This is a genomic window from Winogradskyella psychrotolerans (assembly GCF_018860565.1).
In the GTDB taxonomy this organism is placed as follows: domain Bacteria; phylum Bacteroidota; class Bacteroidia; order Flavobacteriales; family Flavobacteriaceae; genus Winogradskyella; species Winogradskyella damuponensis.
In genome coordinates this window covers 328,769-348,755 of the sequence record NZ_JAHKPS010000028.1, presented here as the reverse complement: position 1 = coordinate 348,755, position 19,987 = coordinate 328,769, and the positions used below count along the sequence as shown (strand labels likewise).

The 19,987-nt window shown below is 34.0% G+C and carries 20 protein-coding genes; 8 read left to right on the top strand and 12 right to left on the bottom strand.

Going from position 1 to position 19,987, the window contains the following annotated elements; translation table 11 throughout:
- Window positions 1-6 precede the first annotated feature (6 nt).
- From KO504_RS15290 to KO504_RS15265, 6 genes are all read right to left on the bottom strand, one after another.
- Window positions 7-336 carry a HesB/IscA family protein gene (locus tag KO504_RS15290; RefSeq protein WP_215928256.1) on the bottom strand — a complete coding sequence of 110 codons (330 nt, stop codon included), beginning with the start codon at window positions 334-336 and terminating at the stop codon, window positions 7-9.
- Window positions 337-472: 136 nt separating this feature from the next.
- Entirely contained in the window at window positions 473-712 is a 240-nt protein-coding gene (locus KO504_RS15285) for a hypothetical protein (RefSeq protein WP_215928255.1), read from the bottom strand.
- 109 nt (window positions 713-821) lie between these two features.
- Entirely contained in the window at window positions 822-1,883 is a 1,062-nt protein-coding gene (locus tag KO504_RS15280) for a cytochrome-c peroxidase (RefSeq protein ID WP_215928254.1), read from the bottom strand.
- A gap of 11 nt (window positions 1,884-1,894) precedes the next feature.
- Window positions 1,895-2,659, bottom strand: coding sequence for an MbnP family protein (locus KO504_RS15275; RefSeq protein WP_215928252.1), 765 nt, complete (start codon window positions 2,657-2,659; stop codon window positions 1,895-1,897).
- A 21-nt stretch (window positions 2,660-2,680) separates the two neighbouring features.
- Entirely contained in the window at window positions 2,681-4,015 is a 1,335-nt protein-coding gene (locus KO504_RS15270; RefSeq protein WP_215928250.1) for a hypothetical protein, read from the bottom strand.
- A gap of 1 nt (window position 4,016) precedes the next feature.
- Window positions 4,017-5,234, bottom strand: coding sequence for a choice-of-anchor B family protein (locus tag KO504_RS15265; RefSeq protein WP_252723712.1), 1,218 nt, complete (start codon window positions 5,232-5,234; stop codon window positions 4,017-4,019).
- A 97-nt stretch (window positions 5,235-5,331) separates the two neighbouring features.
- Between KO504_RS15265 and thiL the strand changes: the two genes are divergently transcribed.
- A complete protein-coding gene (gene thiL / locus KO504_RS15260) occupies window positions 5,332-6,384 on the top strand; it encodes a thiamine-phosphate kinase (protein ID WP_215928248.1) in 1,053 nt (350 codons plus the stop codon).
- Here thiL and KO504_RS15255 read toward each other — a convergent pair.
- The 3 genes from KO504_RS15255 to KO504_RS15245 all read right to left on the bottom strand — a co-directional run bounded on the left by KO504_RS15255 (window position 6,368) and on the right by KO504_RS15245 (window position 7,777).
- Window positions 6,368-6,598 carry a hypothetical protein gene (locus KO504_RS15255; protein ID WP_215928246.1) on the bottom strand — a complete coding sequence of 77 codons (231 nt, stop codon included), beginning with the start codon at window positions 6,596-6,598 and terminating at the stop codon, window positions 6,368-6,370. The two genes, thiL and KO504_RS15255, sit on opposite strands and share 17 nt — an antisense overlap.
- An 81-nt stretch (window positions 6,599-6,679) precedes the next feature.
- The gene (locus KO504_RS15250; RefSeq protein ID WP_215928245.1) at window positions 6,680-6,922 is read right to left on the bottom strand and encodes a hypothetical protein; all 243 of its coding nucleotides are present in this window, start codon (window positions 6,920-6,922) and stop codon (window positions 6,680-6,682) included.
- Between the two features lie 78 nt (window positions 6,923-7,000).
- On the bottom strand, window positions 7,001-7,777 hold the full coding sequence (locus tag KO504_RS15245; RefSeq protein ID WP_215928244.1) for an alpha/beta fold hydrolase: 777 nt from the start codon (window positions 7,775-7,777) through the stop codon (window positions 7,001-7,003).
- Window positions 7,778-7,871: 94 nt separating this feature from the next.
- On the opposite strand from KO504_RS15245, the gene KO504_RS15240 reads away from it, so the two are divergent.
- Complete coding sequence (locus tag KO504_RS15240) at window positions 7,872-9,422, top strand: serine hydrolase (RefSeq protein WP_215928243.1); 1,551 nt, start codon at window positions 7,872-7,874, stop codon at window positions 9,420-9,422.
- A 7-nt stretch (window positions 9,423-9,429) separates the two neighbouring features.
- The gene (locus tag KO504_RS15235; RefSeq protein WP_215928242.1) at window positions 9,430-10,134 is read left to right on the top strand and encodes a DNA adenine methylase; all 705 of its coding nucleotides are present in this window, start codon (window positions 9,430-9,432) and stop codon (window positions 10,132-10,134) included.
- Window positions 10,135-10,200: 66 nt separating this feature from the next.
- On the opposite strand, the gene KO504_RS15230 is transcribed toward KO504_RS15235, so the two are convergent.
- On the bottom strand, window positions 10,201-11,493 hold the full coding sequence (locus tag KO504_RS15230; RefSeq protein ID WP_215928241.1) for an aminopeptidase P family protein: 1,293 nt from the start codon (window positions 11,491-11,493) through the stop codon (window positions 10,201-10,203).
- Between the two features lie 424 nt (window positions 11,494-11,917).
- On the opposite strand from KO504_RS15230, the gene KO504_RS15225 reads away from it, so the two are divergent.
- The 4 genes from KO504_RS15225 (at window position 11,918) to KO504_RS15210 (ending at window position 17,237) form a co-directional block, all read left to right on the top strand.
- Entirely contained in the window at window positions 11,918-12,592 is a 675-nt protein-coding gene (locus tag KO504_RS15225; RefSeq protein WP_215928240.1) for a succinate dehydrogenase cytochrome b subunit, read from the top strand.
- Between the two features lie 13 nt (window positions 12,593-12,605).
- Window positions 12,606-14,618, top strand: coding sequence for a fumarate reductase/succinate dehydrogenase flavoprotein subunit (locus KO504_RS15220; RefSeq protein ID WP_215928239.1), 2,013 nt, complete (start codon window positions 12,606-12,608; stop codon window positions 14,616-14,618).
- A 7-nt stretch (window positions 14,619-14,625) separates the two neighbouring features.
- Complete coding sequence (locus tag KO504_RS15215) at window positions 14,626-15,372, top strand: succinate dehydrogenase/fumarate reductase iron-sulfur subunit (RefSeq protein ID WP_215928238.1); 747 nt, start codon at window positions 14,626-14,628, stop codon at window positions 15,370-15,372.
- 80 nt (window positions 15,373-15,452) lie between these two features.
- Window positions 15,453-17,237 (top strand): MutS-related protein, encoded by a 1,785-nt coding sequence (locus tag KO504_RS15210; RefSeq protein WP_215928237.1) that lies wholly within the window; start codon window positions 15,453-15,455, stop codon window positions 17,235-17,237.
- 174 nt (window positions 17,238-17,411) lie between these two features.
- Here the strand turns inward: KO504_RS15210 and rpmA are convergent, their stop codons facing one another.
- Both rpmA and rplU read right to left on the bottom strand, forming a co-directional pair.
- Complete coding sequence (gene rpmA, locus KO504_RS15205) at window positions 17,412-17,672, bottom strand: 50S ribosomal protein L27 (protein ID WP_179337340.1); 261 nt, start codon at window positions 17,670-17,672, stop codon at window positions 17,412-17,414.
- A gap of 41 nt (window positions 17,673-17,713) precedes the next feature.
- Window positions 17,714-18,352: a 50S ribosomal protein L21 gene (gene rplU / locus KO504_RS15200; protein ID WP_215928236.1), complete on the bottom strand. Its 639-nt coding sequence runs from the start codon at window positions 18,350-18,352 to the stop codon at window positions 17,714-17,716.
- A 299-nt stretch (window positions 18,353-18,651) separates the two neighbouring features.
- On the opposite strand from rplU, the gene KO504_RS15195 reads away from it, so the two are divergent.
- Window positions 18,652-19,968, top strand: a complete 1,317-nt coding sequence (locus tag KO504_RS15195; protein ID WP_215928235.1) for a M16 family metallopeptidase — start codon at window positions 18,652-18,654, stop codon at window positions 19,966-19,968.
- Window positions 19,969-19,987 lie beyond the last annotated feature (19 nt).

The window sequence follows — 19,987 nt, the reverse complement described above, 5'->3', positions numbered from 1 at the left end:
AGTTTTTTAAAGTGAAAAAGATTCACCACAACCGCAAGTTCGGTTAGCATTAGGATTGTTAAATACGAAACCAGTTCCGTTTAATCCACCAGAATATTCTAAAGTTGTACCAATAAGGTATAGAAAGCTCTTTTTGTCTACAATAATTTTAATGTCATTATCTTCAAAGACTTTATCGTCTTCTACTTGGGATTTATCAAACTTTAACTCGTAAGATAAACCAGAGCAACCACCACTTTTTACACCAACTCTAACATAGTCTGTGCTTGGGTTGAAGCCGTCATCAGTCATGAGTTCCATGACTTTCTTTTTTGCCTGATCTGAGACTTTAATCATATCGTTTAACTAGATTAGTTCTAAATAGAATGCAAATATACGATATAACAAAGGTTTTACCATAGGTACTAACATTATATTAGCATATGGTTTGATAAGATTTGGCTATCAATGCAAATGTGTAACAAAAGTGCAATTAGAAGGCTACTTTTGTTTTAGTGATACGTTTTGTAAGACGATATAACTCTTGTAGCGTATCTTTAATTTGGGTGTTAGAAAACGTATGGTTTTCAAAATTTCCGTGAACATCTGTAACCACAACTACATCGCAGTGCGAACAAGTCATTTCAATAGAGTGATCTAAATTGGTTTTTGATCTTACATAATTATGACCAAAAACGGAACACGGTAAGGTTTCTGTTGGTTTAGGTTTCATACTTAATATAGACTTAGGGATGACCAATTTATAAAACCATATTCAATTTAAGTTAAAATACCTGATTTTTCGATGAAATGCATAAAAATTGTAATTTCTAAAGGTGAAATTAATTATGATACAAGGGGTTAGTGATAAATGAAGCATCTGAAAGTGTCAAAAGGAAGGCTTTTAAATAGGCTTTATCTTCATCTGTAAGCTGAACTCCTCCTTGGGCAATTTGTTTCATTAATGGGTCTATTGTTGCTGAATTTTGAAGTCCTTCACTATAGTGATTTATTACTTCATCTAGCGTGCTAAATCTACCATCGTGCATATAAGGTGCTGTAAAAGCTAAATTACGTAGTGAGGGTGATTTAAATTTTCCGTTGTCATTTGGATCTCCTGTAACACTTCCTAAGCCTAAGTCTGTAAAAGTGGCATCTAAACCGTTGTTGTGGAATAAATTATCTGTCCATAATGGATTGCTAGGGTTGCCATGGCAATGAAAGCAATCTCCCTTATCTTCTCTTAAAAAAACATCTAAGCCGTTTAATTCTTGAGCTGTTAAAGTGGCATTGCCCAAAGTGTAATTATCAAATTTTGAATTTGCAGAAATTAAGGTGCGTTCAAATTGAGCAATTGCTTTAGTGGTTAGTTCTTTGGTTATGGTTGTTGTTTTAAAAGCCAATCTAAAAAGTTCTGGATATTCAGGATGTGCTTGTAATCTTGAGACAACACTGTCCCAATTGCTATGAAGTTCTATTGGATTTTCTACAGGTTCTTCGGCTTGTCTTTCTAAGCTTAGAGCGGTGCCGTCCCAATTAAAACGTTCGTTGTAATTCCAAGCTAAATTAAATAAAGGCATAGCGTTACGAGTACCAAAAACACCATCTATACCTACACTTGTTGCTGTGTTATCTGTAAAAGCATTTTGTGGTGCATGACAGCTGGCGCAAGCTTGTGTGCCATCTGAAGATAAAATAGTATCGAAAAATAATTTTTTTCCTAATGCAACGCCTTCAACTGTTTGTGGATTATTGGTTGGGATAATAGGCGGGATAATATGGTCCGAAAATATTTGTGGAATAGTTAAAGGTTGAGGTACTGGTTCATAACTTGTTGTATCATCACTGGAGCAGCTTAGACATGTAAGAATTAATGCTGATATTAAGTAGAACCTTTTTTGCATAAAACTGTGACTTATTGACTTACTGTTCCTAAACTAAAAACACTCTGTCCGTTATCAAACATCATTATTTGTGCTGTAGAATTTGGCATAAGCATTTGGTTAAATACATTCAAATCCCAAAGATTCGGGTTTTTAAACCATTCTGCAATATTCATTTGTACTTCAATTTCGGTATTTGCCGAAATTGTTATAGTACCTAAATCTACTGAAAAGAATGTGTCTTGCGGAAATGTTGGGTTTGTGCCAGCGTTATCAACTGCTCTAATAGCGTGGTAATTGAATCCTTGTTCTTCATTAGAGGTGTTGATAAATTTACCATCAAATTGCATGTAATGATAACCGCCTCCCATTATATCTGGTACATTGAATGATGCCGAATTTAAATCGAGATAATTTTCAGCGTTGTCTTCGTTATCCAATCCAAATGTGAATGAAACATTATATGAGCCAGTAGGTATTTCGGTTGTATAGCTTAAACCGCTATTATTTGTGACATCGACTAAATTGTAGTTGTCTAAAACGATGCTTTCGTTGGTACTGGATGTAAACGTAATATCTGAGATTATATAGCGCAATCTTTCAATGCTTAACAGGTTTCCTTTGGCATTAGTGTATGCAATGCTGTTAAAATTTGCATTAGTGATTAAAGTCCCGTCCCAGTTATGCGTAAAATTGAATGTAGCTGTTGATTGCGAACTTAAATTATCATCATTGTCTTCGCTACAGGAGGTGAAACTCAAAAGTATAATTAGGGTAAGAGTTAAAATCTTTTTCATAGGTATTGCTGTTGTCATTATTTAATCAATTTTTACAATTAATAAATCTGTGAATCCTTTATTTTCTATGATATCTCCATCATTGCTTGTGCTATCTCCTACGGCAATAGTTGAGCCGTCATTAAGTTCTGCAACACTATAAGCAAAATCTATATTTGAACCGCCAATAGTAGTTTCCCATTGCAAATTACCGTTGTTATCTACTTTTAAAATCCAAGCATCGTTTTGTCCTTTGTTTTCAGAAACATCTAAATCATTACTTCGAGAACTTCCTGCTAAAATAAAACCGTTATTTTGAGATTTAACAATGGAACGGGCCACGTCAAAACTTGAACCTCCTATTGTTTTTTTCCAAAGTAAGTTGCCTTCTGGTGACATTTTGATTAACCATAAATCTGCAGCTCCTTTATTGTTAGAGATATCATTGTCATAGCTTCTTGTGTCACCAGCAATTAAATAATTGCCATCATTAGTTGAAGTTATGGCTCTGGCTTCGTCAATTTGAGTGCCGCCAAAAGATTTTTCCCAAACCAAATTACCTACTGCTGAAATTTTTACTATCCAAAAATCGTAAGTGCCAATGTTATTAGAAATGTCGGTATCGTCGCTATCCGAGCTTCCTACTATTATAAATCCATTATCTTCGGTTTGAATAACATCATTAGGTGTGTCTGTAAAGTTGCCGCCAAAGTATTGACTCCATTCTATTGTGCCTGTTGTGTTTAGCTTTATTGCCCAATAATCTCCACCAGCATGTCTGTTTGTGTTTCTAGATGTGTTTCCTTCGCCGCCAGAAGCAGTAACGTCTAAAATTCCGGTAAGCAAATAGCCTTGATCATTGGTTTGAATAACTGAAATTCCTGAATCGGCTCCTTGAAACCCAAATGATTTTTGCCAAGATAAATTGCCGTTAGCATCTAGTTTTGCTACCCAGTAATCTTGTAATCCTGAGTTATTATTAAGGTCTCCATCGTTACTAAAACTAAAGCCTAAAATAGCATAACCACCATCTTGAGTTTGTATGATTGAACTCCCGCGTTCATCTACAGAGCCTCCAAATGTTTTTTGCCATTGTAAATCTCCTGAAGCATTGTATTTTAATACCCAAAAATCAAAGCTTTCATTGGTTTTATCAGTAATGTCTCCATTCATGCTTTGGGTAAACCCTAGTATGGCATAGCCACCGTCAGTAGTGGCAACAACAGATTGTCCGCTATCGTTTTTTGTGCCTCCTAAGGTTTTGACAAAACTCACATTAACAGTGGGAGTTAATGTAATAGCGTTATCCTTGCTGCAACTCTCTAAAATGAGAAGAATTAAGATGTAAAATATAAAGAATTTAGGTTTAGGTAGCATTTTATTCTGTGAGTCTAACTATAAATAAGCCTCCTTCAATATCGCTTACTACAATATTTCCGCTTGCAAAAAAAGGATAGATATTCCAGGCACCATTAAATGCTGTATTGTTATTTGTAGGAAACGTATCTATGTATCCTGTTTCAACCATTATTCCCGAATTAATATTAGAGATATCAACAGCTCTAATACCTGCGGAATAATTAGCAATATATAAGGTGTTGTCAATCACGTAAACATTATGGTCTATAGCAGCTGTTGGGCCTAAATATTCCATGTGAAAAGTCGGGTTGTCAAGATCTGTAAAATCGAAGACTAAAGTTCTAGAGTTTGAACCAAAATTAATTTCATCTAATTCGTCACCTAATATAAAATAGGTCATATCTTCCGTAAACCAACCTTGATGTGTGTAGCCTATGTTGCTGTAATCTATGGTTGATATTTGTGTTGGGGCATTTTTATCTGTTACATCTACAATAACGACTTCATTTTCATTGCTGCCTATTAGTATTTCTTTGCCTGTGTAATCTGTATCTGGCCCGTTATAAGTAACTACTTGTGCGTCGTGAGAGTAAGAATCGTCTGCATGTCCTCCCGCTGCTATAGGGTTTGTTGGGTTTTGAATATTTACAAAATGTGGTCCTCCATTAAATGTATTAGATCCAACAATATATGCAAAACCACTATCTTCATTAATTACAATATTATGTGCGTTTCCAAATTCATTATAATTTGCATCTGCAGTGAAGGTTTGCGGAGGGTTTTCTACATTTCTTAGGCGGGTTAAATCAAAGACTTGCATGCCATGACCTGCTGCTTCGCTTACTATAAAGGCATGGTTGTTATAAACTTTAATATCGCGCCATAGACTATTAGTGGTGGCTGTTGGTAGTCTTCCTAATAAGATGGGATTTGCAGGATCTGACATATCAACAAAAGCAGAACTCGTTGTAGTGCCAATTAAGGCGTATTCTTTGCCTGTTTCTGGGTCTGTCCAGCCCCAAGAATCATTGCCTTCGGCACCAGCGCCTCCTAATTCTTCAACAGAAATATGGCTCATTAAATCAAAACCGTCACAAGGGTAGGTGCCAGCCATTCCATTGACGCAAGGAAATTGTGCTTCAGTAACAGGGTCGCTTGTTCTGGCAGTGTCGTCGTTAGAGCAATTGGTTAGCATAAATAATACAGAAGCCATAAAAGCCCAAGTGTTAAATTTCATAATCTTTTTTTAGCAATTTAAGGAATTTTTAGTGTTGAAATAAAATTCATTTAGTATAATGTACTTCTATGTCAGAAAAGCATAATATTTTTGCATTATGATTGAAGATAAGAACCCACAGCGAACTCCTTTAAGTGAATTAGGAGAATTTAAACTTATTGAGCATTTAACAGATCACTTTAAAGTGACTCAGAAATCCACCATCAAAGGTGTTGGTGATGATGCTGCTGTTCTAAATTTTGGAAAAAAGCAAATTGTTGTTTCAACAGATTTATTGGTTGAAGGAGTACATTTTGATTTAAGCTATGCTCCATTAAAGCATTTAGGTTATAAAGCAATAGTTGTTAACCTTTCAGATATTTATGCCATGAATGCTACGGCAACGCAGGTTACAGTTTCTATTGCTGTGTCTAATCGTTTTCCTTTAGAGGCACTAGAAGAATTATATGCAGGAATTACATTAGCGGCAAAATTTTATAATGTCGATGTCGTTGGCGGAGATACAACCTCTTCCACATCTGGATTAATTATTTCGGTAACTGCAATTGGTGAGGTTGAAAAAGGTAATGAAGTTTTAAGATCTGGAGCAAAACCAAATGATTTAATTGTGGTAACAGGTGATGTTGGTGGCGCTTTTATGGGATTGCAGGTTTTAGAGCGTGAAAAAGAAGTCTTTAAAGTTAATCCTAATAATCAGCCCGATTTATCTATGTATACATACATTGTTGAGCGTCAGTTAAAACCAGAAGCTCGTAAGGATATAGTTGAATTATTGAAGGAGTTAGGTGTAAAACCAACGAGCATGATTGATGTTAGTGATGGAATTTCATCTGAAATCATTCATTTATGTAAGCAAAGTAAGGTTGGTGCAGATATTTATGAAACAAAAATACCATTAGATCCTCAGGTGATTTCTACTTGTGAAGAATTCAATTTAGATAGCACAACTATTGCTTTAAATGGTGGTGAGGATTATGAATTATTAATGACAATTTCCCAAGAAGATTTCCCTAAAATAAAAGGTAATCCAAACTTAACGGTTATAGGTTATATAACAGAAGAAGATAGAGGAATGCATTTGGTAACTAGAGCAGATGAAAAGATTCAGATAATTGCTAAAGGTTGGAATGCTCTTAAAAATCAAGAATAAAAAAACGTTGGCTTTTTTCTAAGCGTTTTGTATGTACACGATGTAATACAGAATTAATTTCTTTGAACTTAGGTGTTAAAGGAATAAATTTTCCATTACCATCAATGGTCATTTCAGATTTACAATTTTTGCACTTGTATTCTTTTACATGGTAAGTCACTTCTTTGGAGACCTTGTAGTCATGACCAAATAATGAGCAATAAACGTTTTTCATTAACTAGTTTTCTTATAGGGATTAGTAATCTCGTAAAGGACTGTAATATAAGAAAATTAGTTACGAAGAAGTTATTAACAATTAACAAATCGATGAACTGAGCATTTTTTGCTTTAAACGCATCGTTCTGTTGTTGTAAATGCGTTCTAGTGCCGAATTTATTTCTTGACGTTTGGCTGTTAATTCTGTAAGTCTTCCATTGCTGTTTGTTGTTAACTGTTTTTTACAGCACTTACAAGTGTACTCTTTTACATGATTGGTTACTTTTTTACTTATTTGATAGTTATGGCCAAATAAATCACAGTATAGTTTAGTAGGTTTCATACAGGTTTGTTTTACAATTTATTTTTGAATCTATGATACAAGTTTAGAAAAAAAAGACAAACAAAACGTTTAAGTGGTTTATTTTTCGACAAAGTGTATTAAATTGTAGGTTAATTCTGATTTATTTTCAATATGACTCATATGTCCTTCTGAAAATTCTATATACTCAATATCTGTACCTGTAATTTTATTAATAAGCTGCTCACCGTCTATCAAGCCGTCTTTTTTGCCAATAATAATTAATTTGTTCGCATTGAGGTTTTTAAAAACTTCAAAACGATTGGGTCTAAGTTTCATGCCTTCTGAGGCAGCGATGTAGCCTTGAACCGGAGTTTGTAAAGCAATTTGTAAAGCGTTGTTAAACTTGTTTTTAAATTTAAGTTTGCTTTCAGGGGCAAATAGATTTACAAAAGACATGCGTACTAAATTTTGAAAATTTGTTTTAGCCATGGCATTGGCTCGTGTTCGTAATTGTTTTTTTTCATCATCATCTGCTTCAAACGTAGAATTCATTAAACATAAGCCTTTAACTAATTCGGGTTGTTTCTCTGCAAGTGCTAAAGCCACATAGCCTCCCATAGAATGTCCAATGAAATTAGCGTTCTTAATATTGTGATGTTTTAAAACCGCAATAACCGCTTCTGCCATATCCTCCATAGTATGTATATAGCCCAAACAATCCGTTTGTCCGTGGCCAAGTAAATCAATACTTATAACTTGATGTGTTTTTGATAATTCTGGAGTTATATCATTCCACATGGCAACAGTTTCAAGAAATCCGTGTAGCAAAATGATGGGGTCGCCTTTGCCTTCAATGCTGTAGTAAATCTTGCTGTTTTTGTAATCTATATTCATGATTACAAAGATATATTTTGAAAGTATGCAATGCCATTATTCATTATAACATTTTAGTATCTTTGGAAACATTCAAAACTAAATTCAATATTTCATGTTTTTAAAACAATTTTTTGCCTCAGTTTTATGTTTTACAGCGCTTTTATTAAACGCTCAAATTGAAGAGCAACAACTCGATAAGCTCATAAAAGAAACTTTAACCACCTTTGATGTGCCTGGAATTTCTGTGGGTATTTATAAGGATGGGGAAATTGTATATTCTAAAGGTCATGGGCTTCGTTCATTAGTGAATAAAAAAGCGATGAACGACAAAACTTTAGTTGGTGTTGCTTCAAATAGTAAAGGGTTTACCTGTTTTGCTTTGGCTATGATGGTTGATGCTGGTAAATTAAATTGGGACGATAAGGTACGCCAGCATATTCCTGAATTTCAGTTGCATGATGCTTGGGTGACTCAAGAATTTACAGTGAGAGACTTAGTAACACATCGCAGTGGTTTAGGATTAGGAGCAGGAGACTTAATGTTTTTTCCTGAAGGTAATGATTTTAGTGTGGATGATGTGATTACGAATGTGCGTTATTTGGAACCAGAAAGCTCGTTTAGAAGTGAGTTTCAGTACAATAATAATATGTTCATTATTGCAGGTGAAGTTTTAAAGCGTGTAAGTGGGTTGTCGTGGGAAGCGTTTATTGAAACTAAAATATTGCAACCGGTTGGAATGACGCATAGTAAAGCATCTTACAATCGTGTGACAGATAAATCGAATATTATTGATGCGCATACAATGACTGAAGGTGAGGTTATTCAAATTCCACATGACTGGAGTGAAATAGCAAATCCAGCAGGAGGTATTGTTAGTAATGTTCCAGATATGTTGGCTTGGGCAGAATTTTTAATGAATAATGCTGTTACCAAGAATGGCGAACGTCTATTAAGTGAAAAACAGTTTTATGAACTTTGGCAATTACAGACTCCTTTAAATGTATATCCTAATGATTCTTATAATTCTAACTTTAAGGGGTATGGTTTAGGTTGGTTTGTTTCAGATGTTAAAGGTGGATATAAACAAGTTTATCATACAGGAGGTTTATTAGGGACAGTTACACAATTTACTATGATTCCGGATTTAGATTTGGGAATTGTGGTGTTAACCAATCAAATGAATGGTGCTGCTTTTAGTACTATTACTAACACAATTAAAGATTCTTATTTAGGATATGAAAACAGAAATTGGTTAGAAAAATATGGCAAAAGAAATGCAGATTATATTAAGTATAACGACAGTATAAAAAACGCTGTTTATTCTAAAGTTGAAAAGGCGAAAAAGCTAAAAACATTGCCAAAACCAGAACAAATTGTTGGAACGTATACAGACGATTGGTTTGGTGATATAGATATTTTACATGAAGCAAAAAAAGGGTATACTATAAAGAGTAAGCGTTCGTCTAGACTTTTTGGAGAATTATTACCATTAAATGCCACTACGTTTGTTGCTAAATGGAATGATAGAAGTTATGACGCAGATGTCTATGTGCAATTTACCTTTAATGAAAAAGGAGACGCTGTTTCTGCATCTATGAAGTACATAGCTCCTATTACTGATTTTAGTTTTGATTTTCATGATTTAGAACTTAAAAAACAATGATTAGTCCATGAAATACATGGGAAGCAAGGCGCGTTTTGCCAAATATTTATTACCAATACTTCTTAAAAACAGAGTTTCTGAGCAAGTTTATGTTGAGCCGTTTGCTGGAGGTATGAATATGATTGATAAGGTTACAGGTGTGAGAATTGCTAACGATCAACATGAAGAATTAATGGCGATGTGGCAAGCTTTAATTTATGATAATTGGGACCCTCCAAAATCGGTGACTGAAGAAGATTATCGTAAAATTAGAGCGCATCAAGATCAATATCCCAAACATTTGGTTGGTTATGTTGGTTTTAATTCTTTTGGTGGAAAATGGTTTTCTGGATACCGAAGAGATAAGCAAGGTAAGCGTGATTATTGGGGAGAACATTATAGAAATATTACAAAACAAGTTCCAAATCTAGAAGGAGTTGTTTTGTCGTGTAAATCGTATTTAGAATTAGATATTCCAAAACAAAGTATTGTGTATTGTGATCCGCCTTATGCCTCCACAACAAAATATAGGGATGATTTTAATCACGAACAATTTTGGGAATGGTGTAGGCAGCAAAGTAAGGCCGGTCATCAGGTTTTTGTAAGTGAATATAATGCTCCAAAAGATTTTAAATCTGTTTGGGAAATGCCGGCAAAAACAACATTTTCTTGGCATGCTGAAAATTTAGCGCCTAAAACAAGTGTTGAACGTCTGTTTGTTTTTGAAGCTTAACATAGAGGGATAAAAAAACCTACAAGCTGTTTTAACTTGTAGGTTTTGTTTTTATAGTTTTTGAGTTTACGAATTCATAATATCTTCAATCTCTTCTACTTCAATAGGAATATTGCGCATTAAGTTGAAAGGTTCACCCTTCTCCTGAATTACAACATCATCTTCTAATCGAATGCCAAATCCTTCATCTGGAATATAAATTCCTGGTTCAACCGTAAACACCATGTTAGCTTGCATAGGTTCTGTTAAAATCCCATAATCATGTGTGTCTAAGCCCATGTGGTGAGATGTACCGTGCATAAAATACTTTTTATAAGCTGGCCAATCTTTATTTTCGTTTTGTACGTCAGCTTTGTCTAAAAGGCCTAAACCTAAAAGTTCTGAAGTCATGAGTTTACCAACTTCAATATGGTATTGCTCCCATAATGTTCCAGGAACAAGCATTTTAGTGGCTTCATTTTTAACTCTATTTACAGCATTATAAACTGCTTTTTGTCTGTCGCTAAATTTGCCAGAGACTGGAATTGTACGCGTCATATCACTAGAATAATTTGCGTATTCTGCACCAGCATCAATTAAGATTAAATCACCAGCTTTGCATTGTTGGTTGTTTTCAATATAATGTAGTACGTTAGCATTATTCCCTGAGCCAATAATAGGTGTGTATGAAAATCCTTTAGAGCGGTTGTTTAGGAATTCGTGCATAAACTCTGCTTCTAAATTATATTCCCAAACGCCAGGTTTTGTAAATTTTAAAACACGTCTAAATCCTTTTTCGGTAATATTACAAGCTTGCTGAATTAAATCTAATTCTATTTGGTCTTTTACAGAACGTAAACGCTGTAGAATAGGGTTGCTTTTAGCTACACTATGCGCAGGATATTTATCCTTTAACCATTTGGTAAAACGATCCTCTCGGGTTTCCGTTTCTACATTCGCTCTGTAATGTTCGTTGGTATTAATGTAAATGGTGTCGCATTGCGTCATTAATTCAAACATTACTTTCTCCATGTCTTGTAACCAATATACGGTTGTAATGCCAGAAGTTTCAAATGCTTTTTCTTTAGTGAGTTTTTCGCCTTCCCAAACAGCAATATGCTCGTTAGTTTCTTTTAAGAATAAAATTTCACGATGGTTTTCTTTTGGGCAATCTGGAAATAAAACTAAGATACTTTCTTCTTGGTCTACTCCGCTTAAGTAAAAAATATCGCGATGTTGTGCAAAAGGTAAAGTGCTATCTGCGCTTATAGGATAAATGTCGTTAGAGTTAAAAACAGCTAAACTGTTTGGCTTCATTTGAGCCGTAAAGTTTTTGCGGTTTTTTATAAAAAGTTGCTTGTCGATTAAATCGTATTTCATAATAGAGAATAGTTTTAAAAATTGTCATATTGAGTGTTGTTGTAATGCTCTTTTGAAAAATATAAACAGAGGTTTTTAACGTGCTTTGTGAGCTGTTTTGGCTTAAAATATATTTTAAGGCCAACAATACTCAAGCTGACATTTGATTGTTTTTCCTTGATTATCCAAAAATAAACAAACAAAACCGCTAGCAAAAGGTAAAGCTCATAATCTGATAAATTTTAAGAGACATTTATGAAGTTTCAATCTGCGTTTTTTTCATTTTGAGTTTTTTCTCAGCAACTAGTAATTATCAAGTTAAGTCAAAAATATTTAGTGTAACTAGATTAAATTCATTCTAAATAAATTAATTATCTCTCAGCGTAGTTGGGAGAAAGTTAATTGTGCTGTATCTTTGTTAGACAAATAATCAACTACATATACAATGAGCGGAATTTTAAATTCTTCGATTGGAAGAAAATTTGCCATGGCACTTTCGGCACTCTTCCTAATGATTTTCTTATTACAACATTTTGCAATTAACTTATTATCTGTATTTAGCGCAGACACTTTTAACGAAGTATCGCATTATATGGGGACGTTTTGGGTAATTCAATATGTGATGCAGCCTGTATTAATTTTTGGTGTTATTTTCCATTTTGTAATGGGATTTGTATTAGAAATTAAAAACAACAAGGCAAGACAAATTACTTATGCTAAAAATAATGGAGCAGCAAATTCTACTTGGATGAGTAGGAATATGATTTGGAGCGGTTTAGCAATTTTAGCGTTTATAGTACTTCACTTTATTGATTTTTGGATCCCAGAAATAAACACAAAATATATTGTTGGTGATATGTCTGGTATGCACAATGGTGAGTATAGGTATTTTCATGAATTAGTTGAAAAATTTCATAGTCCACTTAGGGTAGGAGCATATGTTGTAGCATTTGTATTCTTAGCCTTGCACTTATTACATGGATTCAATTCGGCATTTCAATCAGTTGGAGCAAATAATAAGTACACAAAAGGCTTAAAGACTTTCAGTAAAATTTATGCTATAGGTATTCCTTTAGGATTTATTTTCATTGCATTGTTTCATCATTTAACAGGACACTAAAAAATAGCTTAATATGGCTTTAGACTCAAAAATACCAAAAGGTCCAATTAAAGATAAATGGACAGATTATAAAAATCACATAAATTTAGTTAATCCTGCAAACAAGCGTAACATAGACGTTATTATTGTTGGTACAGGTTTAGCTGGAGGATCTGCTGCTGCGACTTTAGCAGAGCTAGGATATAATGTAAAAGCATTTTGTTTTCAAGATTCACCTAGGCGTGCACACTCTATTGCAGCTCAAGGTGGAATAAATGCCGCAAAAAACTATCAAGGAGATGGTGATTCAACATACAGATTATTTTACGATACTGTAAAAGGAGGGGATTATCGTTCGCGTGAAGCTAACGTATATCGTTTGGCTGAGGTTTCGGCAAATATTATTGACCAATGTGTTGCTCAAGGTGTGCCTTTTGCACGTGAATATGGAGGCTTATTAGATAACCGTTCGTTTGGTGGTGTATTAGTATCACGTACTTTTTATGCAGCCGGACAAACAGGACAACAATTATTATTAGGAGCGTATTCTGCCATGAATCGTCAAATAGGTCGTGGTAAAATCAAAATGTACAACCGTCATGAAATGCTTGACATTGTAAAAATTGATGGAAAAGCTCGAGGTATTATAACACGTAACTTAATTACTGGTGAAATAGAAAGACATTCAGCTCACGCTGTAGTTCTAGGAACTGGTGGTTATGGTAACGTTTTCTTCTTATCAACTAACGCGATGGGAAGTAATGTAACAGCTGCTTGGAAAGCTCACAAACGCGGTGCTTTCTTTGCAAACCCTTGTTACACACAAATTCACCCAACATGTATTCCTGTTTCTGGAGACCATCAGTCTAAATTAACATTGATGTCTGAGTCTTTGCGTAACGATGGCCGTATTTGGGTGCCAAAACACAAAAAAGATGTTGAGGCAATTAAAGCAGGAACATTAAAACCAAAAGATTTAGCAGAAGAAGATCGCGATTACTACTTAGAGCGTCGTTATCCAGCCTTCGGAAATTTAGTACCTCGTGATGTTGCCTCTCGTGCAGCAAAAGAACGTTGTGATGCTGGTTATGGTGTTAATGCAACAGGAGAAGCTGTGTTTTTAGATTTTGCTTCAGCAATAGAGCGTTACGGAAAAGAAACGGCACATGTTAGAGGCTTAGATGAAAATGATGCAGCGCTTGTTAAGAAGTTAGGTCAAGAAGTCATCAAAAATAAATACGGAAACTTATTCCAAATGTATGAGAAGATTGTAGATCAAGATCCATACAATACACCAATGATGATTTATCCTGCGGTACATTATACAATGGGAGGTATATGGGTAGATTATAACTTAATGACAACTGTTCCTGGTTTATACTGTATTGGAGAGGCTAACTTCTCTGATCATGGTGCAAACAGACTTGGAGCTTCGGCTTTAATGCAAGGTTTAGCAGATGGTTATTTTGTATTACCATATACGATTGGCGATTATTTATCAAATGATATTAGGACAGGACCAATTTCTACAGATACCAAAGAATTTGAAGAAGTTGAAGCTGAAGTAAGAAAAAATATAGATCATTTAATTAACAATAACGGTTCTCATTCTGTAGATTATTTCCATAAGAAATTAGGGAAAATCATGTGGAACAAAGTTGGAATGGCACGTAATGTGAAAGGTTTAACAGAGGCTATTTCAGAAATTAAAGCACTTCGTGAAGAGTTTTGGAAAGATGTTAAAGTGCCTGGAACTAACGAAGAATACAACGAAGAATTGGCAAAAGCTGGTCGTGTGGCAGACTTCTTGGAATTAGGAGAGTTATTTGCTAAAGATGCTTTAAACAGAGAAGAGTCTTGTGGTGGACACTTTAGAGAAGATTCTGTTGAGTTAGATGGAGAGCAAAAAGGAGAAGCAAAACGTGACGATGAAAACTTTGCTTATGTAGCAGCTTGGGAATATAAAGGAGAGCCAAGTGATGCCGTATTGCACAAGGAACAATTAGAGTTCAAGGATATAGAATTAAAACAAAGATCATACAAATAAGAAAGCAATGAATTTAACACTAAAAATTTGGCGTCAAAAAAACGCTAGTGATAAAGGAAAAATGGTTGATTATAAAGTCAACGATATTTCTCCAGACATGTCTTTCCTAGAAATGCTAGATGTTTTAAACGAGCAGTTAGTTAATAAAGATGAAAGCCCAATTGCTTTTGATCATGATTGTCGTGAGGGAATCTGTGGAATGTGTTCTTTATACATTAATGGAGAAGCTCATGGTCCAGATCGTGGTATTACGACTTGTCAATTACATATGAGAATGTTTAAAGACGGTGATACAATTACAATTGAGCCATTTAGAGCAACCGCTTTTCCTGTTATAAAAGATTTAATTGTAGATAGAACATCTTTTGATCGTATTCAGCATGCTGGAGGTTTTATTTCTGTAAACACTTCTGGAAATACTATTGATGCTAACTCAATACCTGTAAACAAACACGATGCAGATAAAGCTTTTGAAGCGGCTACTTGTATTGGATGTGGAGCTTGTGTAGCGAGTTGTAAAAATTCTAGCGCCATGTTATTTGTTGGAGCAAAAGTGTCTCAATTTGCATTATTACCACAAGGTAAAGTAGAAGCTACTGACCGAGTTTTAAATATGGTAAGACAAATGGACGAAGAAGGTTTTGGTAACTGTACCAATACTGGAGCTTGTGAAGTAGAATGTCCTAAAGGTATCTCTTTAGAAAATATTGCACGTATGAATCGTGAGTATTTATCGGCAACATTAAAAGGTTAATAAATCCCTGGTAAAGCAGGAATTACAAAATACAGAATCCCAAGGTAAAGTCTTATCTTGGGATTTTTTAATTTAGCATTATGCAAAACCCAAATTCTTTTTATACAGAACAATTAGAAATTAATAAAGCTGAGTCTAAGCGTATATTTAAGCAACTTAGCCTTTATAGTATACTAAGACTCTCTATTTTTATTCTTACGGGAGTAGGAATCTATTTTACCTATCAAAATTGGAAAATTGCAGTTGGGATTGGAGTTGCGGGAATGGCGCTCTTTCTCTTTTTGCTTTCTAGATATACAGATTTAAAGTCGAAAAGAAATTTACACAAACGGCTGATTACAATAAATGAAGATGAATTAAAAATTGCCAAAGGGAATTTTGATGGGAGACCAGACGGTTCTCAATTTCAAAATCCGAAGCATTTTTTTAGTCTCGATATCGATTTATTTGGGAAAGGTTCCTTCTTTCAATTTATAAATAGAACAACCATAAAAGAAGGAACGGAAAAGTTGATGCAGCAATTGCTTGCTAATGATATTTCTAATATTGAAAATAGACAAAAAGCGATACAAGAATTAGCATCGTTACCAAAATGGAGACAAAATTATTCAGGTGTTTCCCAAGGTGTAGAGGTAGAGCATTCTGCAACATCAATTATAAATTGGCTTAAGTATTACAAACCGTTTTTAAATCTTTTTCATTATTGGTTTACAATTGCTTATAGTGTTATTTCAGTGCTTATCTTAACTTTAGGTGTTCTTGAGGTTATTCCAATGGAGCGTTCAGGTTATTTATTGTTGGGATGGTTAATTTTAGGGTTAGGAATAACCGCATTTTATTTGAAGAAAATAAATTTAGTTGCTCAGAATACTGAAATGGCTAAGGATACATTTAAACAATATGCTTTTTTGTTAGAGTTAATTGAAAATAATGAATTTAAATCTCCGCTACTCAATGAGCAACAACAGAAAATTCAATCTGAAGGTATGAAAGCCTCTGAGATATTTTCTAAATTTTCAAAAGCTTTAGATGCTTTAGACAATCGAAATAATTTAATCTCTGCGATATTTGGTAACGGTCTTTTGCTTTTAGACATAAGGCAAACTTATAAGATAGAACAATGGATTAGTAAATATGGACATAAGGTTGGTGATTGGTTTGAAGTGGTGACGTTTTTTGATGCTTTTAATAGCTTTGGAAACTATGCTTTTAATCATCAAAAATTTACCTATCCAATATTAACCGAAGAACCTGTGACAATTTTAGCAGAGGGTTTAGGGCATCCGCTATTAAATCCTGAAAAACGAGTAGATAGTAATTTAAAGCTTGAAGAAGAACAATTCTTTATTGTAACAGGAGCAAATATGGCAGGAAAAAGCACGTTTTTAAGAACTGTTGCGCTTCATATTGTGATGGCCAATGTTGGATTACCTATTTGTGCGAAACAAAGCAAATACAAGCCAATTAAGCTAATTACAAGTATGCGAACAACCGATTCGTTAACAGATGATAGTTCGTATTTCTTTAGTGAGCTTACGCGATTAAAATTTGTGGTTGACACCATTGAAAATGATAAAAATTATTTTGTGATTTTAGATGAAATTTTAAAAGGAACCAACAGTACAGATAAGGCTATTGGCTCTCGAAAATTTGTAGAGAAACTGGTAAAACAAAATGCCACAGGAATCATTGCTACTCACGATTTAAGTCTTACTGAAATTGAAACCGAGTTAGAAGCTATAAAAAATTACTACTTTGATGCAGAAATCATTAATGATGAACTCTTTTTTGACTATAAATTGAAACAAGGTGTTTGTCAAAATATGAATGCGAGTTTCCTATTAAAAAAGATGGAGATTATATAATTAACCTTGCCAAACGGATTAGTATTTGGTTCTACTATTAAAAAAATAAGTTATTAAATCCCGTTGTGTATTTAAAAGATACCTTATAAGTGTTTTATAAAGGTATTTGAGTAAAATAAAAAACCCTCTCTAAAAATAGAAAGGGTTTTTATAAATTATAAAGAAATATGTTTCTTAAGCCTCGAAAGGTTCAATAGAAACGTAAGATTTGTTATCTTTTTTCTTAGTAAATTTTACTAGACCGTCAACTTTAGCATGTAAAGTATGATCTTTTCCTTGGTATACGTTCTCAGCTGGGTGATGTGTATTACCACGTTGTCTTAAAATGATGTTTCCAGCAATAGCAGCTTGTCCACCAAATATCTTAACGCCTAAACGTTTTGATTCTGATTCTCTACCATTCTTCGAACTACCAACTCCTTTTTTATGAGCCATGATCTAAGGTTTTATATTGTTATACTTAAGTGGTTTGGCAATTAAGCTTTACCACCATCTAATTCGTCTTGCCATTTTTTAAGTTCGTCCCACTTACCATCAGCAGCTAATTGTGCTTGAGCTGGCCAAGTATCAGTAACATGGTTACCACGAACATCTGCAATGATTTCAGAAATTGCTTCTGGCTTAGCTTTAGCTAAATCAGCGTAAGTAGCGATACCTGCTTCTACTAATGTAGATGCTATTTTAGGACCAATACCTTCAATTTTCTTTAAATCATCAGCTTTACCAGTTGCTTTTTTAGCTTTCGCTTCTGCTTTTGGTTCAGCTTTCTTTGCTTCTTTTTTAGGAGCAGCTTTTTTAGCTCCAGAAGCTGTAATGCTTTCAATTACGATTTCAGTTAAAGATTGTCTGTGTCCATTTTTAACACGGTAACCTTTACGTCTTTTCTTTTTGAAGACGATTACTTTATCACCTTTAAGGTGCTTTAAGACTTTTGCACTTACTTGTGCTCCGTCTATAGCTGGGGCGCCTAAAGTTACATTGTTACCATCGCCAATTAAAAGAACGTTATCGAAATCTACTTTCGAACCTTCTTCTGTTGCTAAACGGTTAACAAAAACTCTTTGGTCTTTTTCAACTTTAAATTGATGCCCTGCTATCTCTACAATTGCGTACATAGCGTAACGTTTTTATTAATTTGTTTGTTAAATAAAATAGCCTTCTTCTCAGAAAGCGGATGCAAATATACTCCTAAATTATTAATCTACAAACGTTTTAAGGCTTTTCAAGCTGTTTTTATAAGCTCGTATGTAATTATTAAAAAAAACAGAGAACGGCAGAAAGTTATTAAGTGAGTTTTTACACTTAATTATGTTAAAAAGACAAATCATTCCTTATTTTTGTGAGACTTCATGTAACAAAAAGCATTTAGTAAAGACAAATATTTAAAACAATTTAAATTTAAACACACTTAATAATGAAAAAAGGCTTATTTACTCTAGCTATTTTGTTGTTGGTTGGATTTAATTCAACGGCGCAACAAGTAGAATTCGAAGAGTTTGATTTAGACAATGGATTACATGTAATCTTGCATCAAGATAACACAGCACCAGTGGTTATTACTTCTGTAATGTATGATGTAGGAGGAAAAGATGGAGATAGAGCTCGTACGGGTTTTGCTCACTTTTTTGAACACCTTTTATTTGAAGGTTCTGAAAACATTGGACGTGGAGAATTCATGAAAATTATTCCAGCAAATGGAGGAACGTTTAATGCTAATACGTCTCAGGACAGAACGTATTATTACGAAATTTTTCCTTCTAATAAATTAGAATTAGGATTATGGTTAGAGTCAGAGCGTATGTTACACCCTGTTATTGATCAAGTTGGTGTAGATACTCAAAATGAAGTTGTAAAAGAAGAAAAACGTCAGCGTTATGATGCACCTTATGGTGGTATTTTAGAAGCTATTGGTTCTAATCTTTTTAAAGTACACCCTTATAAAGATCCTAATATTGGGTATATGGAGCATTTAGATGCAGCAACTTTAGAAGAGTTTAATGCCTATTTTGATAAATATTATGGTCCTAATAATGCGGTTTTAGTAGTTGCAGGAGATATAGATATTGAAGAAACTAAGAAATTAGTAAGAGATTATTTTAGCGCTGTTAAGAAAAGACCAGAAGTGGTTAGAAACTTCCCAAAAGAAGAGCCTATTACTGAGACAATTAAAGCTCAAGCTTTTGATAAAAACATTCAAGTGCCTGCAATTATAGCAACTTATAGAACACCAGGCCATGGAACACGTGATGCTTATATTTTAGACATGATTTCATCTTACTTAAGTGGTGGTAAAAGTTCTGTTTTGTATAAGAAATTAGTAGATCAACAAAAACAAGCGTTAGCAGTACAAGCGGTAAACATTTCACAAATGGATTACAGCATATTTGCATTATTTGCTATTCCTTTAGGAGAGGTAGAGTTAAGTACATTGTTATCTGAAATTGATGTAGAAGTTGCTAAAATGCAAAATGAATTAATCTCAGAACGTGATCATCAAAAATTATTAAATCAATTTGAAAATCAATTTGTAAACGCTAACTCTAGTATTGCAGGTATTGCAGGTTCTTTAGCAACGTACTACTTATTATACGGCGATGTAAATTTAATTAACAAAGAAATAGACATTTACAGATCTATTACAAGAGAAGAAATTCAAGCTGTAGCTAAAAAGTATTTAAGCCCAAATCAGCGTGTTGAAATAGAATATTTACCTAAAAAAGAAGATCAGTAAGATGAAAACAACATATATT